Origin of the sequence: Cytophaga hutchinsonii ATCC 33406 (genome assembly GCF_000014145.1) — a bacterium.
GTDB lineage: Bacteria > Bacteroidota > Bacteroidia > Cytophagales > Cytophagaceae > Cytophaga > Cytophaga hutchinsonii.
This window is the reverse complement of sequence record NC_008255.1, coordinates 2023559-2040432: the sequence shown is the minus strand read 5'-3', so window position 1 is coordinate 2040432 and position 16874 is coordinate 2023559. Positions and strand designations below refer to the sequence as shown.

General features: G+C 39.3%; 15 protein-coding genes. 13 read left to right on the top strand and 2 right to left on the bottom strand.

The window, feature by feature from the left end; genetic code table 11:
- Window positions 1-127 precede the first annotated feature (127 nt).
- From CHU_RS08480 to CHU_RS08445, 8 genes are all read left to right on the top strand, one after another.
- Window positions 128-2302 (top strand): glutamine synthetase III, encoded by a 2175-nt coding sequence (locus CHU_RS08480; RefSeq protein WP_011585119.1) that lies wholly within the window; start codon window positions 128-130, stop codon window positions 2300-2302.
- 243 nt (window positions 2303-2545) lie between these two features.
- Window positions 2546-3565, top strand: coding sequence for a glutamine synthetase beta-grasp domain-containing protein (locus CHU_RS08475; protein ID WP_011585118.1), 1020 nt, complete (start codon window positions 2546-2548; stop codon window positions 3563-3565).
- Between the two features lie 218 nt (window positions 3566-3783).
- Entirely contained in the window at window positions 3784-4158 is a 375-nt protein-coding gene (locus tag CHU_RS08470) for a SnoaL-like domain-containing protein (RefSeq protein WP_011585117.1), read from the top strand.
- A gap of 90 nt (window positions 4159-4248) precedes the next feature.
- Window positions 4249-4974, top strand: coding sequence for a T9SS type A sorting domain-containing protein (locus CHU_RS08465; RefSeq protein WP_011585116.1), 726 nt, complete (start codon window positions 4249-4251; stop codon window positions 4972-4974).
- Window positions 4975-5063: 89 nt separating this feature from the next.
- Window positions 5064-5756, top strand: coding sequence for a helix-turn-helix transcriptional regulator (locus CHU_RS08460; protein WP_011585115.1), 693 nt, complete (start codon window positions 5064-5066; stop codon window positions 5754-5756).
- A 79-nt stretch (window positions 5757-5835) separates the two neighbouring features.
- The gene (locus CHU_RS08455) at window positions 5836-6252 is read left to right on the top strand and encodes a DUF1761 domain-containing protein (protein ID WP_011585114.1); all 417 of its coding nucleotides are present in this window, start codon (window positions 5836-5838) and stop codon (window positions 6250-6252) included.
- A gap of 44 nt (window positions 6253-6296) precedes the next feature.
- Window positions 6297-6878 (top strand): YdeI/OmpD-associated family protein, encoded by a 582-nt coding sequence (locus CHU_RS08450; RefSeq protein ID WP_011585113.1) that lies wholly within the window; start codon window positions 6297-6299, stop codon window positions 6876-6878.
- Between the two features lie 187 nt (window positions 6879-7065).
- Window positions 7066-8952 (top strand): hypothetical protein, encoded by a 1887-nt coding sequence (locus tag CHU_RS08445; protein ID WP_049755507.1) that lies wholly within the window; start codon window positions 7066-7068, stop codon window positions 8950-8952.
- A gap of 140 nt (window positions 8953-9092) precedes the next feature.
- Here the strand turns inward: CHU_RS08445 and CHU_RS08440 are convergent, their stop codons facing one another.
- Entirely contained in the window at window positions 9093-10859 is a 1767-nt protein-coding gene (locus CHU_RS08440) for a cellulase family glycosylhydrolase (RefSeq protein WP_011585111.1), read from the bottom strand.
- Window positions 10860-11166: 307 nt separating this feature from the next.
- Here CHU_RS08440 and CHU_RS08430 point away from each other — a divergent pair, with 307 nt between their 5' ends.
- From CHU_RS08430 to CHU_RS08405, 5 genes are all read left to right on the top strand, one after another.
- The gene (locus CHU_RS08430) at window positions 11167-11595 is read left to right on the top strand and encodes a DUF6157 family protein (protein ID WP_011585109.1); all 429 of its coding nucleotides are present in this window, start codon (window positions 11167-11169) and stop codon (window positions 11593-11595) included.
- A 53-nt stretch (window positions 11596-11648) separates the two neighbouring features.
- Window positions 11649-11999, top strand: coding sequence for a hypothetical protein (locus CHU_RS08425; protein WP_011585108.1), 351 nt, complete (start codon window positions 11649-11651; stop codon window positions 11997-11999).
- A gap of 147 nt (window positions 12000-12146) precedes the next feature.
- Complete coding sequence (locus CHU_RS08420) at window positions 12147-12521, top strand: hypothetical protein (RefSeq protein ID WP_011585107.1); 375 nt, start codon at window positions 12147-12149, stop codon at window positions 12519-12521.
- Between the two features lie 358 nt (window positions 12522-12879).
- The gene (locus CHU_RS08410) at window positions 12880-13320 is read left to right on the top strand and encodes a hypothetical protein (protein ID WP_011585105.1); all 441 of its coding nucleotides are present in this window, start codon (window positions 12880-12882) and stop codon (window positions 13318-13320) included.
- A gap of 70 nt (window positions 13321-13390) precedes the next feature.
- Window positions 13391-14380 carry a hypothetical protein gene (locus CHU_RS08405; protein WP_011585104.1) on the top strand — a complete coding sequence of 330 codons (990 nt, stop codon included), beginning with the start codon at window positions 13391-13393 and terminating at the stop codon, window positions 14378-14380.
- A gap of 53 nt (window positions 14381-14433) precedes the next feature.
- Here CHU_RS08405 and CHU_RS08400 read toward each other — a convergent pair whose 3' ends face one another.
- On the bottom strand, window positions 14434-16866 hold the full coding sequence (locus CHU_RS08400) for a DUF5686 family protein (RefSeq protein WP_238379376.1): 2433 nt from the start codon (window positions 16864-16866) through the stop codon (window positions 14434-14436).
- Window positions 16867-16874 lie beyond the last annotated feature (8 nt).

The following is a 16874-nucleotide window of genomic DNA, read 5'->3' as shown; positions in this document are numbered from 1 at the left end:
AGAAGTAGGTATTTTTCCTGATTTTTGGTAATTATCTCCAAATAATTGGGTGTAAAGGGTTGAAATAAGGGGTATTTTTTTAGTTTTGGGTTAGAATTTTAACCCCATCTGTTAATTATCTTATATTATGGCGCATTTACGTTTTAAAGCATTAGAAACTCTTAATGATCGGCAACCTGTTAAAGTTGTTCCACCATCCAATAAAATATCTGACTACTATGGTGAAAATGTATTTGGGGTTGATGCAATGAAACGATACATCTCTTCCGATGCTGTAAAAGTCGTTTTGTCCGCGATTGAAACAGGAGAGAAAATAGATGCTGTAACGGCAGATGCTGTTGCTGCAGGTATGAAATGCTGGGCCATGGAAAAGGGCGTAACGCATTATACACACTGGTTTCAGCCATTAACGGATGCAACAGCAGAGAAGCACGATTCATTCTTTGATCTGGATGAAAACGGCAAAGCGCTGGAAAAATTTAAAGCAAGTGCATTGGTTCAGCAGGAGCCGGATGCGTCCTCGTTTCCAAACGGTGGTATCCGTTCTACGTTCGAGGCACGTGGCTATACTGCCTGGGATCCTTCATCTCCGGCTTTTATCATGGGTGGTACGTTATGTATTCCTACTATATTTGTTTCCTATACAGGTGAATCCTTAGATAATAAAGCGCCTTTGTTAAAATCATTGGCCGCAGTTGATAAAGCAGCAACAGAAGTATGTCAGTTTTTCGATAAAGACATTACCAAAGTAACGGCAACACTTGGGCCGGAGCAGGAATATTTCTTAGTAGATGCTGCCTTGTTCAATGCACGCCCGGACCTGCTGATGGCAGGCCGTACCGTGTTTGGTCATGCACCATCACGCGGGCAGCAATTAGACGATCACTATTTTGGATCTATACCTCCACGTGTAAATGATTTCATGGTGGATTTTGAAATTGAAGCGCTGAAGCTTGGTATTCCCGCACGTACCCGTCACAACGAAGTTGCTCCCGGACAATATGAAATGGCGCCAACGTTTGAAGAATGTAATTTATCCTGTGATCACAATCAGTTAATTCGTGATCTGATGCATAAAGTTGCTGAGAAACACGGTTTAAAAGTATTGTTTCATGAGAAGCCGTTTGCAGGAATCAACGGAAGCGGTAAACACAATAACTGGGCGCTGAGCACCAACTTTGGCAAAAACTTATTGAGCCCGAGCAGCAAGCCGAAAGAAAACTTAATTTTCTTAACCTTCCTGGTGAACGTAGTAAAAGCAGTAAATGATTATGCAGATCTATTGCGTGCATCTATTGCTTCGGCTGGTAACGATCACCGTTTAGGTGCTAACGAAGCGCCTCCTGCCATCATCTCAGTTTTCTTAGGGACACAATTGTCTGAAGTGCTGGATGAGCTTGAGAAAAACGGAAATGTGCGCATCGATAAAGGAGATAACATGTACATGAAATTAGGGATCAACAAAATTCCTGAATTGTTATTGGATAATACAGACCGCAACAGAACGTCTCCGTTTGCTTTCACGGGGAATAAATTTGAATTCAGAGCCGTTGGGAGTGCAGCAAACTCTGCTTCACCTATGACCGTTTTAAATACCATTGTAGCGGAAACGCTTGTGCAGTTTAAGCTGGATGTAGATAAGCAGATTGATAAAGGTGTGAAAAAAGAAGTTGCCGTAGCAAACGTACTGCGTGATTATACACTTGCTTCCAAGAAGATCCGTTTTGAAGGCAATGGCTACAGCGATGAATGGGTTAAAGAAGCAGCGAAGAGAGGCTTGAACAATGTAATGACAACACCGCAGGCGCTTGATTTCTGGATTACACCAAAAGTTAAAAAATTATTTGAAAAGCATGGTATTTATTCCGAACGCGAGCTTGAAGCACGTTACGAGATCATGCAGGAAAATTATATTAAAAAAATTCAGATCGAAGGCCGTGTAATCGGTGATCTTGCCATTAACCACATCATTCCTACAGCGATTGAATATCAGAATAAATTAATTCTGAATGTGAAAGGATTGAAAGATATTGGTCTTGAAAAAGAAGCGAAGCCGGTAATTGAAGTAATTAAAGAAATCTCAAAACACATCAATGCCATTCAAACGGATGTTGATGCCATGACCGATGCACGTAAAAAAGCAAACATCATCGAGCACATGCCTGAAAGAGCAAAAGCATATTGCGATAAAGTAAAACCATACTTCGAAACGATCCGCTATGCAGTAGATAAACTGGAGCTGATTGTGGATGATGAGATGTGGCCGTTGCCGAAATACAGAGAACTACTATTCTTACGCTAAGAATAGTATTGTTCTAATTTTAAACAGGTATTCTGTTAAAAGGATGCCTGTTTAAATTGCATTTTTCTCATGAAAAATTGTCTATAAAGCATTTTGTGAGCGTGAAATGAAAAAGTTTTAACATATGTTCAAAAATAGATGCCGGTTGAGTGTTAAAACATTAGTTTTTTCCAAATAGAGGTTTAAATTTGCATCATAGTATTTACAATTCATATTAATTATCTATAAACAAGTTCAATTTCGATGGCAAAGGTAAAGTCAAAATTAGAGTACATCTGGCTTGATGGTTACAAACCAACTCAAAGCTTACGTAGCAAGACTAAAATTGAAGAGAATTTTAGCGGTAAATTAGAAGACCTGAGCAACTGGTCATTTGATGGTTCTTCAACAGAACAAGCAAAAGGTGGTTCTTCTGACTGTTTATTGAAACCAGTATTTGTTTGCCCGGATCCTCAGAGAAAAAACGGTTATTTAGTAATGTGTGAAGTATTGAATGCTGATGGTACTCCGCACCCTACAAATGGCCGTGCTCAGATTGAAGATGATGACAATGATTTCTGGTTCGGTTTCGAACAGGAATATTTCTTATATGATTTATCTACAAACATGCCGTTAGGTTTCCCTGCTGGTGGATATCCAAAACCACAAGGACCTTACTACTGTTCAGTAGGTGCACAGAATGCTTACGGTCGTGAGATCATTGAAGAGCATTTGGATGTATGTCTTGACGCTGGCTTGAACGTTGAAGGTATCAACGCTGAGGTAGCTGCAGGTCAGTGGGAATTCCAGATCTTCGCTAAAGGTGCGAAACGTGCCGGAGATGAAATCTGGGTTGCTCGTTACTTATTAGAAAGAATCGGGGAGAAATACGGTGTTTATGTTAACTACCACTGTAAGCCGCTTGGCGACCTTGACTGGAATGGTTCAGGTATGCACGCGAACTTCTCTAACACATTATTAAGAACTGCCGGAAGCAAAGAAGTATTCGATAAAGTATGTGAAGCATTCCGTCCGGTTGTTAAAGAGCACATCGAAGTGTACGGTGCACACAACGAATTACGTTTAACTGGTAAGCACGAGACTGCAAGTATTCATGATTTCAGCTACGGTGTATCTGATCGTGGTGCTTCTATCCGTATCCCGGTTTTAGTTCCGGCAAAAGGCTGGAGCGGTTACTTAGAAGATCGTCGTCCGAACTCTGCGGCTGATCCATACAAAGTTGCTGCACGTATCATCAAAACAGTTAAGCCGGTTCAGCGCTAATCTGTTTGAAGATCTTATATTTAAAAAGTCCCCCGATAGTTAATCGGGGGACTTTTTTTGTTCTGTGGAATTAGATTTTCACCGCGACCTGTCGCAAACTGACCACGGTTCAGGTGCGCCATACTGTCCAAATCATCCCGTCACAAAGTCCATTTTACACCCAGCTTACTAATTCTTCAGCCAATATCTTTGTGTGGTAAACCTATGATACAAATCTTATGACATCTGTTAAAACGAATACAACGCAAGACATTGCCGCACGCTTCTATGCACTGGCAAAAGAAGAAAAATGGTTTGAGATCCAAGACGAACTTTTTGCCGAAGAGGTAAAGAGTATTGACCCTGTCAACTCACCGTACATGGGGTACGCCGAAGGTAAAGCAAACGTGCGTAAAAAAGGAGCGGACTTTGTAAAAAAGATCCGGGACTTTCATGGAGCTACCACAAGTGCGCCTGTTGTGGCGGGCAATCACTTTGCTGTAGGTCGTGAAATGGACGTTACCGTGGAGGGATTCGGACGAATTCAGCTCAACGAAATTATGCTGTATGAAGTGAAAGACGGCGCTATCATCTCCGAGCAGTTTTTCTATTAAAGATTGAAATAGCAGCGCGTAAATATAAAAGCGCAATTATATTCACCGCTTTTTTTCTATATTTATTTCACATACAAAACATACACTTTTATGATGAAATCATTACGCACTATTTCTTTGCTGACAGGATTTTTTCTATTTCTGTCGTTGATCTGTGTAAACACGCTGCAGGCCTGTACCGGCATAGACCTGATCATTACAAAAATTACCTTTACATCTCTTGAGTCTGATACCTATACATACACGTATGAGATTAAAAATATCGGTACGGAATCTGTGCCGATAAGTGAAATCTCCCTGCAGAATTATGTTTCTACAGATGCGCAAGGCACAAATACAAAAGCAGCCGGAGGTTCAAAAATTGATTTCAACGGAAGCGCAGGGATTATTGCCGCAGGAGCTAGTTATACAGGAACGATGGGTGCCTATCCGAATGCAGTGGGAAATTATCCGTTACATGCATATCCTTATTTAATCGTAGATGTATTCATTTATCCCGGAACTGAATGCAATAATACCAACAATAGAATTACCGGTAAAATTGAAGTAATCACAACAGATAATCAAAAGCAACACATCGCCGATGCTGCTGTCAATTGGAATACAGATACCAAAAGTTTTTTAGTAAATCACTGGTCTGGCCGCAAGGCTTCTTCTATATTACACTATAATGTATTTAATACATCAGGTGCCTTATTATTATCAGGCAATACGTCTGAAGGACAACCAACCCCGCTGTCTGCCATACAAAGCGGCACATACATTATTTATCTTTCAGATGGTGAAAAAGTTTATTCAAAGAAAATTATTTATTGATCGGCCAGAATCTGATAGGTGAATGTTGCAATAAAGCGGCATAAAGTGCCACTCAATAAGGTATCAGCCTCTGATAATAAAATCTGACAATGATTGATAACGACACAAAACGTCTTTCCCGGCTCACGGCAATCATAACCCAATTGCAAACCAAACGGCTGCTGACAGCCACTGAGTTGGCAAACAGGTTTTCTGTCAGTGTCCGGACCATTTACAGAGATATCAGAGCACTGGAACAATCAGGCGTTCCCATCCTTACCGAAGAAGGCAAAGGATATACATTAATGGAAGGTTACCGGATACCTCCTGTAATGTTTACCGAAAGCCAGGCCAATGCATTGATCCTGGCAGAGCAGCTTGTACTGAAAAATAAAGACGCTTCTTTCGTTCAGCATTATTCAGAAGCTATTGATAAAATTAAAGCTGTACTGGGCCACCCGATCAAAGATAAGGTAAACCTGCTTGCTGAACGGACGCGTTTTGATCAAAATACAAATCGGGAACGGAACAGTAAAGATTTGTCTGATTTACAATTTGCACTGACTAATTTTTACCTGACCCGGATTGAGTATATTAACGAAGCAGAGGCACAAACCGATCGGCTTATTGAACCCTTTGCTTTGTTAAGTACGCAGGAAAACTGGTTGTTAGTAGCGTGGTGCCGCCTGCGTAACGAGTTTCGCTATTTTCGCCTGGATCGAATTAAAAAGCTTGAAATCCAAACCGAAAAATTCAATCCGCATAACCTGACCTTACAGGAGTTTTTCGATAAATACCATTAATATTTCATACCCCTGACATAAGGCTGTCATCCCACTGCGTTAGTTTTGTATCATTATAAACGTTTAAAAAACTAAAAAAATGATTCATTTGTTTTCAGCGCTTAACTGGATGAGCATCTTAGCCGCATTTGCAGGTTATTTCTTTCTTGGTCCGCTTTGGTATATGTTCCTGTTTAAAAAGCAATATGCCCGATCTCTGGGCAGAGAAAATCAGCCGCAGTCAAAACAGGCAGCAACCTATATCGTGGGGCCGGCAGTATGTTCGCTTATTATTACCATCACAAGTGCTTTATTCATGCATGCGTTGGAGATCAATTCCTACACCGCTGCGCTGGAGTTTGCCTTTGTTGCTGGCCTGGGTTATTTAGTTACCAATACCATAAACATAGCAATCAACCCCAATATACCACGGCCGATGCTTTACGGCGCTGTTAGCGGAGCATTTCATCTGGTGGGTATTGTTGTTGCATGTACGGTACTATATGCAATGAAATAATTCTTTATAGCAAACGGGCAGTTTTTTAATAATCATCAAATGAAATGGAAAAAGAACCGGTAGAACTGTTTTGTCCGGCTACTCAAAAGGAGTGGCGGAAATGGCTGCAAAAAAATCACCATTCAAAGGAATCTGTCTGGCTCGTTTGCTATAAAAAACATGCAGTTAAACCAAGTATTCCCTGGAGTGCCATTGTAGATGAAGCCTTATGCTTTGGCTGGGTAGATGGTAAACGGAAATCGATTGATGCCGATTCGTTTATGCAATTTTTATGTAAGCGTAAACCAAACAGCACGTGGTCAAAAGTAAACAAGGAAAAAGTACAGCAGCTGATTGCTGCTGAGTTGATGACTCCGGCTGGCTTGGAAAGTATTGAAACAGCGAAAAGAAATGGTTCATGGAAAATACTGGATGAGGTAGAAGCATTGATCATACCGGAGGATCTGGAGAAAGCCTTTAAGGCATATTCTGGTTCCAAAGCATTCTTTTTAAGTTTAAGTAAATCGGTTCGGAAAACACTGCTGCAATGGCTTGTGCTTGCTAAACGGGCAGAGACCAGACAAAAACGCATAACCGAAATAGCGGAACATGCCGGTGAAAAGCTGAAACCTAAACCGTTCAGATAAATACAATTGTTGCGTTTATTTTTTAGCGGTGTAGAATAATGGCAGTGTTTATAATAATTACCGGAGATATTATTTATAGCTGAGATTAAATAATATCTTCATGCTATTGTACTGTGTTATTTATTCAATGGGAATAGTTTTTTCTCCATGCAAGACAGATTACGCTATTATATTTCTGAAGATATTTATGATACCTATACGCATCTTTCTTTTTGTATCCCTGGTTCTTTTTTGTTTTACAAGCTACGCGCAAAATACGTTTAATCTGAAAAATCCGGGTGAAGCAATAGCAACAAAATGTGCTACCTGTTTGCAGACATTAAAGATGATGCCGCCTGAAGTTCAAATGGGCGTATCAATCAGTGAGACACATGAAGTATATTTTCTGATAACAGATCCTGTATGGTTTTCAAAACTGTTCCGTACGTCAGCCGATGGTATAGCTATTGATTTAGTAAGCAAAGACCAATATGTATGCGGCGGAAAAAATAAAACAGAAACTTCCTGGGCTGGCAAAGGTACGTTGTTAGAACCAATGTACCTGACCAAACTTAAAGCAAATGCATTTACACTTCCGAATGGATATTATGCCGTAAAAATAGGTGAGGTGCCGCCAATACTTTGGGGAAAGGAGATTGAAGCAAATGTACTGCTGATTCAGAACTACTATTTGTGTCAATATAAGACCTTTTATCAGCTGCCTACCTTCGGCTGGGGTTTATTAGACATGGGCCTTTACCTGAATAAACTTGTTTTCAAATCCGATAAAGATTCAAATAAAACATTGTATCAACGGGTGTTTCAAAAGGAATTTAAATTTGTTGTGCCTTTTGAAAAAGGGAAATACGAGTATTCTGCTGCCGATGTAAAACCCATTTTTGATTCCTTAAACCTGGTTGACTATGATATCAAATCCATTACGATACGGGCATATTCTTCTATTGAAGGTCCAAAAAATGTGAATATTGACCTGCAGCAGAAAAGAGCACAGAGCATTGTTACTGCTTTACAGGGATATCAGAAATCGACCATCAGAATGGATATTCATGCCTCAGAAAATTGGGTAGAATTTTTACAGGATATTAAAACAACAAAGTATGCTGCTTTTGCTTCGCTTACCAAAGATGAAATCAAAGCAAAGTTGACAGACAAAACAATCATGGCGGAGCTGGAACCTATTCTTAAAAAACACCGCAAAGCAATTTTATATATTGAACTGGATAAAAAGAATCCTTATCTGAATACCGATTCGGAACAACTGGTAAAACAGTTTAACGCTTCACTCACAGATAAAAATCTGCAGCGCGCGTTGGAGATACAAACTGTATTGTATGATCGCTTGCGCAGTGAAGCCGCTGAAAATTATGCAAACCGGATGGAAATCCCCAGGAAAACGGAATTTAGTATACTGCTCAATAATAAAGGCATCTTCAGTTTTTTAGTAGATATGGATGCGCAGGCAGCCTTAAAACAGTTTCAGGAATTGTCCAGGCTTTTCCCCAATGAAGGACGGTTCCGGTATAATATATGTGTGCTTAAATTTCAGTTATGGCTTGAAGGTACGCTTACAACCAAACCCGACGATTTTAAAATTGAAATCTACAGCCTCAACAAGTATGGCATTCCTGCTACACTGATTAACCGCATGCTTGTAAATTATTACATCATTCGGGGCGATCAGTATATGCAGTTGAAAGATTACATCAATAAAGATAAATGCTTAACCAGCATTCAGGCTATTTATAAAAACCTTATCATGACAGATGATGATATGGTAAGCCTGGCACAGTACTTTTCGTATTATGCAAAATACGATTGGGCTACGGCATTGTTAAAACCTAAAATCAATACCATTGATGTGGATGAAGAACTGTTGTTCTATTACATTAATCTGACCATATCCGATCCGTTTTATACAGACAAACCTGAATACAGAAGCATCATGTTAAATGCCATCAATATTAATCAGCAGCGCTACTGCGCAGCCTTTAATTCCATCGAAAAGCAGGGGATTACCTTTCAGCTGCTGGAAGATGATTACCTGAAGAAAACCTATTGCGAAAACTGCCAGTAAGCACCAGATTTGATTTAACGAGTTCCTTGAAAACATACATAAAACAATAAACTCAGCTGTATATACATGCAGCTGAGTTTTATTTTTACTTAATAATGAGTTAATTATATATGATTTTGTAAACGCTTTCTATAACCAGGCTATTTCTTTTTCAAATGCAGTGCTTCAGCCATTCCCGGCAGTAATTTATAGTCTGAATCCATAATACCAAACCATACCTGCCACGAAATATCCATCTCTTCGAAAATTTCTCCCATGGTTTTAAAGTACGCGTTCAGGTCTTCGATTTTAGCTGTGTTCGGTAAAGCTCCCCATTCATTGCAGATCAGCGGAACATTATATTCATATGCCCAGTTTTTTACTTTCGCCAGCCTGTTTTTGATAAACTGTTTATTTCCTTCCTGATAATACCTTTTTGCCAGGTCTTTTACCCAGGCCGGTGTACCGTCTACAATACCAAAGTCGCGGAACTCTGTAGACCAGCGTTCAGGTGAATACGGGAACGGAATGTTTTTCATGGTGCCCATATTGGCCCATGAAGCTCCCTGATGTGTAAACAAGAACGGATCGTACATATGGAAACAGTAGATTACATACGGATCTTTTAACGGCTTATTTTTAATTAATTCGTCTAAGCTATACCATTTTGTATCGCCGAAAATAATCGGACGTGTTTTATCCACCCGGCGTATAGAGTCAATCATCATTTGAGCAAGTAATGTCCAGTCTGTCTGATCAATGTATTCGCCTTCCGGTAAACTTAAACAAGGTTCGTTGGTTAATTCAAAAAACAAGTCTTCACGTTTCTCTTTAACAAAATGCTGTGCCACCACACGCCACAAAGAAGAAACCGCTTCTCTGAATTTTGGATCCTTGGAAGATGCTCTGTTGTAGCTTCCATCATAGGCATGATAATCGATTGTTAAGGAAAGTCCATAGCGTTTGGTCCAGATATTCATGGAGTCCATCAAGGTATAGAGCATCGGTTCTATTTCTATTTTCTTTTTGGTGCCATTCAATACATTTAAGCGATCTACTACATAGAGGTCCAGATCAATCGGGAAACGGATACCCAGCAGCCCCTGTTCGGCCTGCAGCTTAATAATTGCTTCATTGTATTTCCAGTCTTTTGGATTGGCAGAAGTAATTTTATTTGCTTCGGCCCAGCTGGCAAGATTCAATCCTTTGGTTAAATACTTTTTCGACAAATCGTTTAACGGATTTGAGACATTTCCTTTTACCGCAATGGGTGAAGGTATTTCAGCCGGAAGGATTTCCATATTATGCTGTTTAACATAGGTGATTTGTTTCACAAAACGTATATCATCCAGCTGAAAATTGCCGGATGTCTCATCCAGGTTCCAGATTAGTTTGATGGAGTTGTCCAGATTCAGTGGAACTTTCTTACCCCAGCCTTCCTGATTTAACATGGAAAAATCAATGGTAACAAAGGTCCATACATCGCTTGCCGGCACCCGCATTGAATAGAAATCATAATCGGTAACTTCAGCGGTTTCAACCCGCACTTTGTGTGCCACGCCTTTATGCCAGTAAGAGATACCTGCAAAGGAAGCAGGGTTTATATTATTGGGAACAGATTTAGCAACACTGGTTGCAAATGCAAAATAGGGATTCCATTGATAGTTCCCTTTTTCAAGGATAACGTCTACCTGAAACATACCTGCAGACTGATAGCCACCTGTCTGAACAAATGCTTCTTTCTGCCAGGCGGTCTGTTTCAACCGGCTTTTGCCACCATTAGGATTATCATTAAAGCTATACCAATAGCCGCCTAAATTATTTTGCGTATTGCCATCTTCAAAATCTTCAATCAGGAGTGTAGGAGATTGCGCAGCTGCGTGAACAACATATAAAAAAAATACAGGTATCAGGTGTAGTATTTTCATAATCAGGTTAGATAAATATCACTTAATCTAAGTAGAATTATAGAAAAAACCTCCTATTATTATACTTTCATTCACAAACCTGGCAATCAGATATGTCGAAACGGTATATCTGAGAAAACAGGATCATGGCACAGCATGCATTATTGCAGTTTGGATTTTATTGATTGCGAAACCTCCTATAAAAATAATTCGTTCAGGGAATATGGTTTAAAGAAAAACCGATTATTATTATACTGGTTTGTGAAAATCAATATTCAGGCTTTAGTATTACTGAAAACGGATACAACATTATTAAAAAAACAGAAATATGATACTGCCCGATAAAACCCATACAACAAATTATTCAGACACCTTTATTGAAGTGGCAGATGATTGTAGCGTTTCAGAAGGAAAAGTACCGGAAGTTAAAAACGATAAAAAAACGATCGCTTTCAGACAATTTGAAATGCTATCAAAGAATCCTTATAAGTACACTTCGGACGATGTATTGTTTCAGGTGTATGCAGATAAAAACGATTTAATTAAAAGTGAATATGAAGCAGCACGGAAGGCGTTTTTCTCAAAAGGGCAGGCATGTTTCAGAGCTTCTCCGTTAACAAAACAGTTTGGGTTTGGTGTACATGCGGATAAAAAAGGTAAAATAGCTTTATATGGAATGGAAACGGAGGAATACCAAAAGTTTGTCCGCGACCCGGATATCAAAAAAGTTAAAGCAATGCGCACTTCTAAAAAGTAATGCCATCATACAGTAAAGATCCGGCTACATACTTATAAATAAATGTTACGCTTATGACACTGGAAGAAGTTAAAGAGATCCTGACAGCATCGCATAAAAATCTTGGTGAACGCAAAGCAAAAGTAGGGCACAGAATATATCTGGAACATGTGCAGCAGGACGCGGTGCATAATGCCTGCCTGGCTATTTTAAAGAATAACGATAGTAAAAAAGCTTCCGAATACGCAACTCTTTTTACACAGGCAACGAAAGATCTGGTAGAGATTTATACCGATAAGGAAGCTGCTGCTGATAAGAGAGACATAGAAAAGAATGTGCAGTGGAATGCGATGTGGGAAGAACTGCAGCGTTATTTTAGCGAAGTTCATGGAATAGATATAGGTGAACGGGATGTGTTTTATTGATTCCGAAAAAACGAATTCGATAAAGTTATCAGAACAGGATTGATCATTTATTTATAATTCCATAACAAATACCGGATTGCGAAATTCCAGGATAATGCTTAAACTGCATACGCTTTCAAACATTGTAACCCACTAAAAAATAATATAATGGACATCAGCAAATACACAGAAGTTTACAAAGGTACACGCGGTATTTATGTACAGGTAACACGTTACGGAGCTTTCGAAAATAATCAGGCATTGGTGCGTGTAAGCAATTTTGACCATCCATGGAGTGAGCATATTTTTTTATGCGATACAGCTTTTAATTCCAACGATATGTCCGTAAGCTATACAACGCAGATTGATGGCAATGATTACGTGTTGATGCGTACAACAAAGGAGTGGGGAGCAATCTGGTTATTAGGGGGCTATTCATTCGATATCAATTATGTAGAAACATACGTAGATCATATGGAAGGTAGAAATGATATTGTAAACGATTACCACAATTCACATTTAACAGGTAATCCAAGAAAATAACGATGAACCAACATATACAAAGCCTGTCTCTGCTTCGGCAGCCGACAGGCTTTTTTTTCGTACTACGATCAGAAGTAAGCACAAGCAATAACGGTACAGCCAGAGCTTTGCGTTAGCAACAAAAGACACCAGCGAATGCTTGCGCCAGCAAGACCTTGCGGTTAACATGAATTGAAATTCCGATTGGAACCGGCAGATAGTAAGGGAATAAGTATTTTTAAAACAGCAATATGGAATCGCATTTGAAACATACTGTAAACAGGTGCGTAGGTACCTGTAAACACAATAAATAAAATGCGTTTAAACATCCTGGTAATGTACACCGTTTAAAACATATCAATAAACATATGTTATTTACATGCACCGTTTAACATTAACGCCCAAACATTATAAAAGCGAAGCGCCTCAGCGACCTGAAAGACGATACCTGGATTTTGTTGTATCCGGGCAGGCACTTTCACAGTTTGTCTTGCCTGAACTGGATCTGATCGGAGCATTTGGCTGGATGCCGAATAAAGCAGAAGAACATCGTCAGCTGGATCAGTTTGAAGGCATATTGCTGGCAGATCTGCAATCCGGCCGGATCAGCTTGTATGTATGCGCCCATTGCGGAGACATTAGCTGCGGAGCCATAACAGCGCGTATTGAAGTTACAGATACAACTATTACATGGAAAGACTTCGGATATGAAACAGGTTATCAGGCACCCGAATTAATTGCGTATACACACATTGGTCCTTTTATATTTGACAAGCAAGACTATATAAATGTATTGGAAAAGATTCGTGTTGAAATATGATGGATATTATTACCTTCAATAGATTGATTATAGAATCGGACCCTTTTTATTTTGCCACTGTTTTAGTTATATGAAAAAAACAATCCTGCTTCCTGTATTTTTTTTATTGATGGCTGTGTCAGCGGATGCACAATTCAATGCCGTTTATCTTGATCATATTGGTTTATACAACAGTCTTTCCATTGATTCTGCTTCAGGACTTATTGTTATCGGCAGGGCAGCTCATGCAGACTACATGCGAAATGAAAAACAGCTGCAGATAAAAGGAACACGCGCGTTTATTCAAAAAAATCCGGATGTGATCTTAACCTATACAGGCGTCAGTGATTATGCGGGTATGTTGTATGTATATTCTTTTGAAGGAGAACTTAAAGAAGAAATTCCGTTTAAAGGAGTTATTTCTGCGCTGACTGCAACGCCGGGGCAACATGTGGTATATCTGACAGTAAATACCAAGATCGATGCCTTGTCATCTGAAAGCGCTGTTTATTCTTTTGATATAAGTACACGGCAGGTCAGGCTGGTATTTCTTTCCGGCGTTTATGAGCTTACATCCATCTCTTTGCTGCAAGGCAATAGATTAGGTATTTCCGGTACACAAATGAATTACATTATTTTACTCGATGGAAAAGTAATCAAAGAAATTCCAGCACCACACCGCAGTTTTTCAAAAGCGAACAGGCAACACAATCTGTTTATGATTTTACAGGAATTCAGTGACGGAAGTATTCTTGAATTCTATAATGCTGATGGAGAAAAACTTCGTACGATAGACTATAAACATAAAAAGAAACCCTTTCAGGGAACCAGAAGATGCAGGGAATGCAAGACAAAAAACGCATCGTTTGAAGATTATGATCTTTCTCCGGATCAACAGCTGTTACTTGCCCGTGATCAGTATAATCAGGTGTTTGTACTGGATGAACATATTAAATTAAAAATGTCTTTTGAAGATTCTCAGGACTGGTGCTTTCTTACATGGGTAAGCAATACCGAATTTATGTACCTGGATAAAAAGACAAATGAAATTAAAAGGAAAACACTGCAAAAACAACAGTGAAGTATAGTAACATTTCCTTTTTACCTTCCGCATCAGGCCTTAAGCTTTCCGCCTTACGATCCCGGCGATAAATTCAATGAGAATTTAAACACCGCGTTATCGGATGTTTTAGGATATTGGTATTCACCATATCTGAAAAATACACCGGCTCCAATACCCATTTTAAGACCTGATAATTTCAATACTACTATATTGTTAATAAATGCGCCCGTTTCTTTGTAGCCTTTGCTGTAATCTTTCATTTGTGGTCCTGCATGGTATTCCGGATGTGACAGAAATCCCCAGCCGATGTTATAGATAACCATGAAGTTTGGCATAAAGAACCGGCTGCGGTAATACATTCTTCCAAAATCATGGCTTAAAAATAAACCATAATACCGGTCAGCAACAAATTCATTATAGCCCATCGTTTCAAAACTATTGTGTACCACCACACCAGCGCTTTTACTGCTGCCTTTACCTACAAACAATTTACTGTAAGGCGCATACCCTGAAGTTGCACCGCCAACCATCTGTATACCTGTTTTACCCAGATCTACAATTTTAATAAACTGATCAATCCGGAATTCATAGCGGGTGTACGTAAACGGCTGATTGCTTATTTTAAAACCTTTGTCAATATTGAAATACAGAATAGGATATTTGGAAAGCTGCTTAATAATTTCATCGTTTAAATGTATTTCCTGTTCTCCAAACGCATAACGAATACCATTACTCCATTCAAAATAATTGATCGATTCAAATGCTTCTCCTTTATACACATAGTTATAATTGGGCAACGTATGCTGATAGGAAAAAGACATTTTATAATCGAGATAGGTAATCGGATGAGCCTTAAAATATACCATCAGATTTTTTGTGTAATCCATATAGGTAATAAGTAACCGGCGCAATGTTTCACTGGAATATTGGGGTGTGTCAAAGGCCTGTTGCTGCCCGCCGGCTTCCTGCAATTCATTACTGAAGCTGATGCCTGCCGCACATTTTTTAGGCAGATACAACATCCTTTCTACACCCAGGCCGTATTTAAATTTAGTATCACCAAAACCATAACCAACAAAGGCTGAGAATTTCCAGATTTTAGAGAACCTGTAATTGGTTGTTCCGCCAATACCGATGCGGAATCCCTCAGCCCGGTTGTGATTGAGTATTTTATTCAGGTCAAAGTTAACATAACCTACGGTGAGCTTTCCGAAATAAATATTTTGCCCCAGGTTCAGAAACTTTTGCAGCAGCAATGGGTTGATTCCATTTTGAAAATAGGTATAGGTATTTTTATCCGTCAGCGTAGCAGGTGTTTGCCGCATTTGATTCCAATAGTTGGTATCTTTTTCAATGTCTTCCTCTTTGTAGGATAAGATGCATTCATTGAACTGACAGTCTTTGAAATTTTTATTTGTCTGATAAAAATGATACCACGTAGAAGATTGAATAATAGGAGACAAGCCGCCTACATCTTCGGTTCCGCGCAGATAAATGGTTTGTCTGTCGGGGAACAGTTCATGATCAATTGTTTTGTATTGTACGGTAACTTCTGTCAGGCCTTTATTCTGAAAGGCTGGAGACACAAGCACGTAGCGTACGGAATAATCATTGGCATGTATCAGCATCAGGCCTTTTAACGCGCTAAAGTTCTTACTGGCTTTGGGCGCAAAGGCGATCGAAAAATATTTTCCGTCTTTTAAATAAAGAGTATCTAAGATCTGATAATTATACCGGTTTATACTATGACTCTGCGCCAGCGGACTGATATATTTTTTACCCGCTACTTCCACAAAATTATCATACACATTAAAATGCTGCAGGTGTGTACCCAGAAATGCTACACCCGGAATCCGGATACCGGAACTCATCAATGCATCAATGTTTTCCAGCTGATTCTGACTGTTTAATATTTTTCTGGTTGCAACACTTTCCAGAATGTACAAATGCTGATTCCCTGAAATGTCATCAATTTTTAACCAGCCATTTGCACGTAGTTTCTTCAACAGGTCATTTACGTGACTGTTATTGCCAACATCAATAGTGAGTTTATTATAGGTTTGATATTGTATCTGTTTGTGCTTATTGATATTGTTTTCGGAGGCAAGATTAATTGTATGCTTAATAATATCAAGTGTAGCCGCATTGGTAGGCGGCAAGGGAGGAAAGAGCTGAAAACGGTTTAATCTTACCTGCATCGTATCTCCCGGGATAGGACCTCCCGTAATTTCTATTTCAACGGTGCGGTGTAAAAAGCGATTGAATATAATTTTACTTCCAGCTGCCGGATGCGGCATGCTGAAGGTGCCATCTATGTTGCTGATGAATTCATTGCCCGAAGGAAAAATAGTGATATGTACAAAGGGTAATACCTGATTTGAAAAGGTTTCTCTGATCTGACCTCTTAACGTATCTGTCTGTGCAAAAGAATGACTGATACCTTGCAGAAGCAGCCACACAGATAAAATATATTTCAGCAGGAAGAAAAGATGTTTGCGCACCATCAAAAATA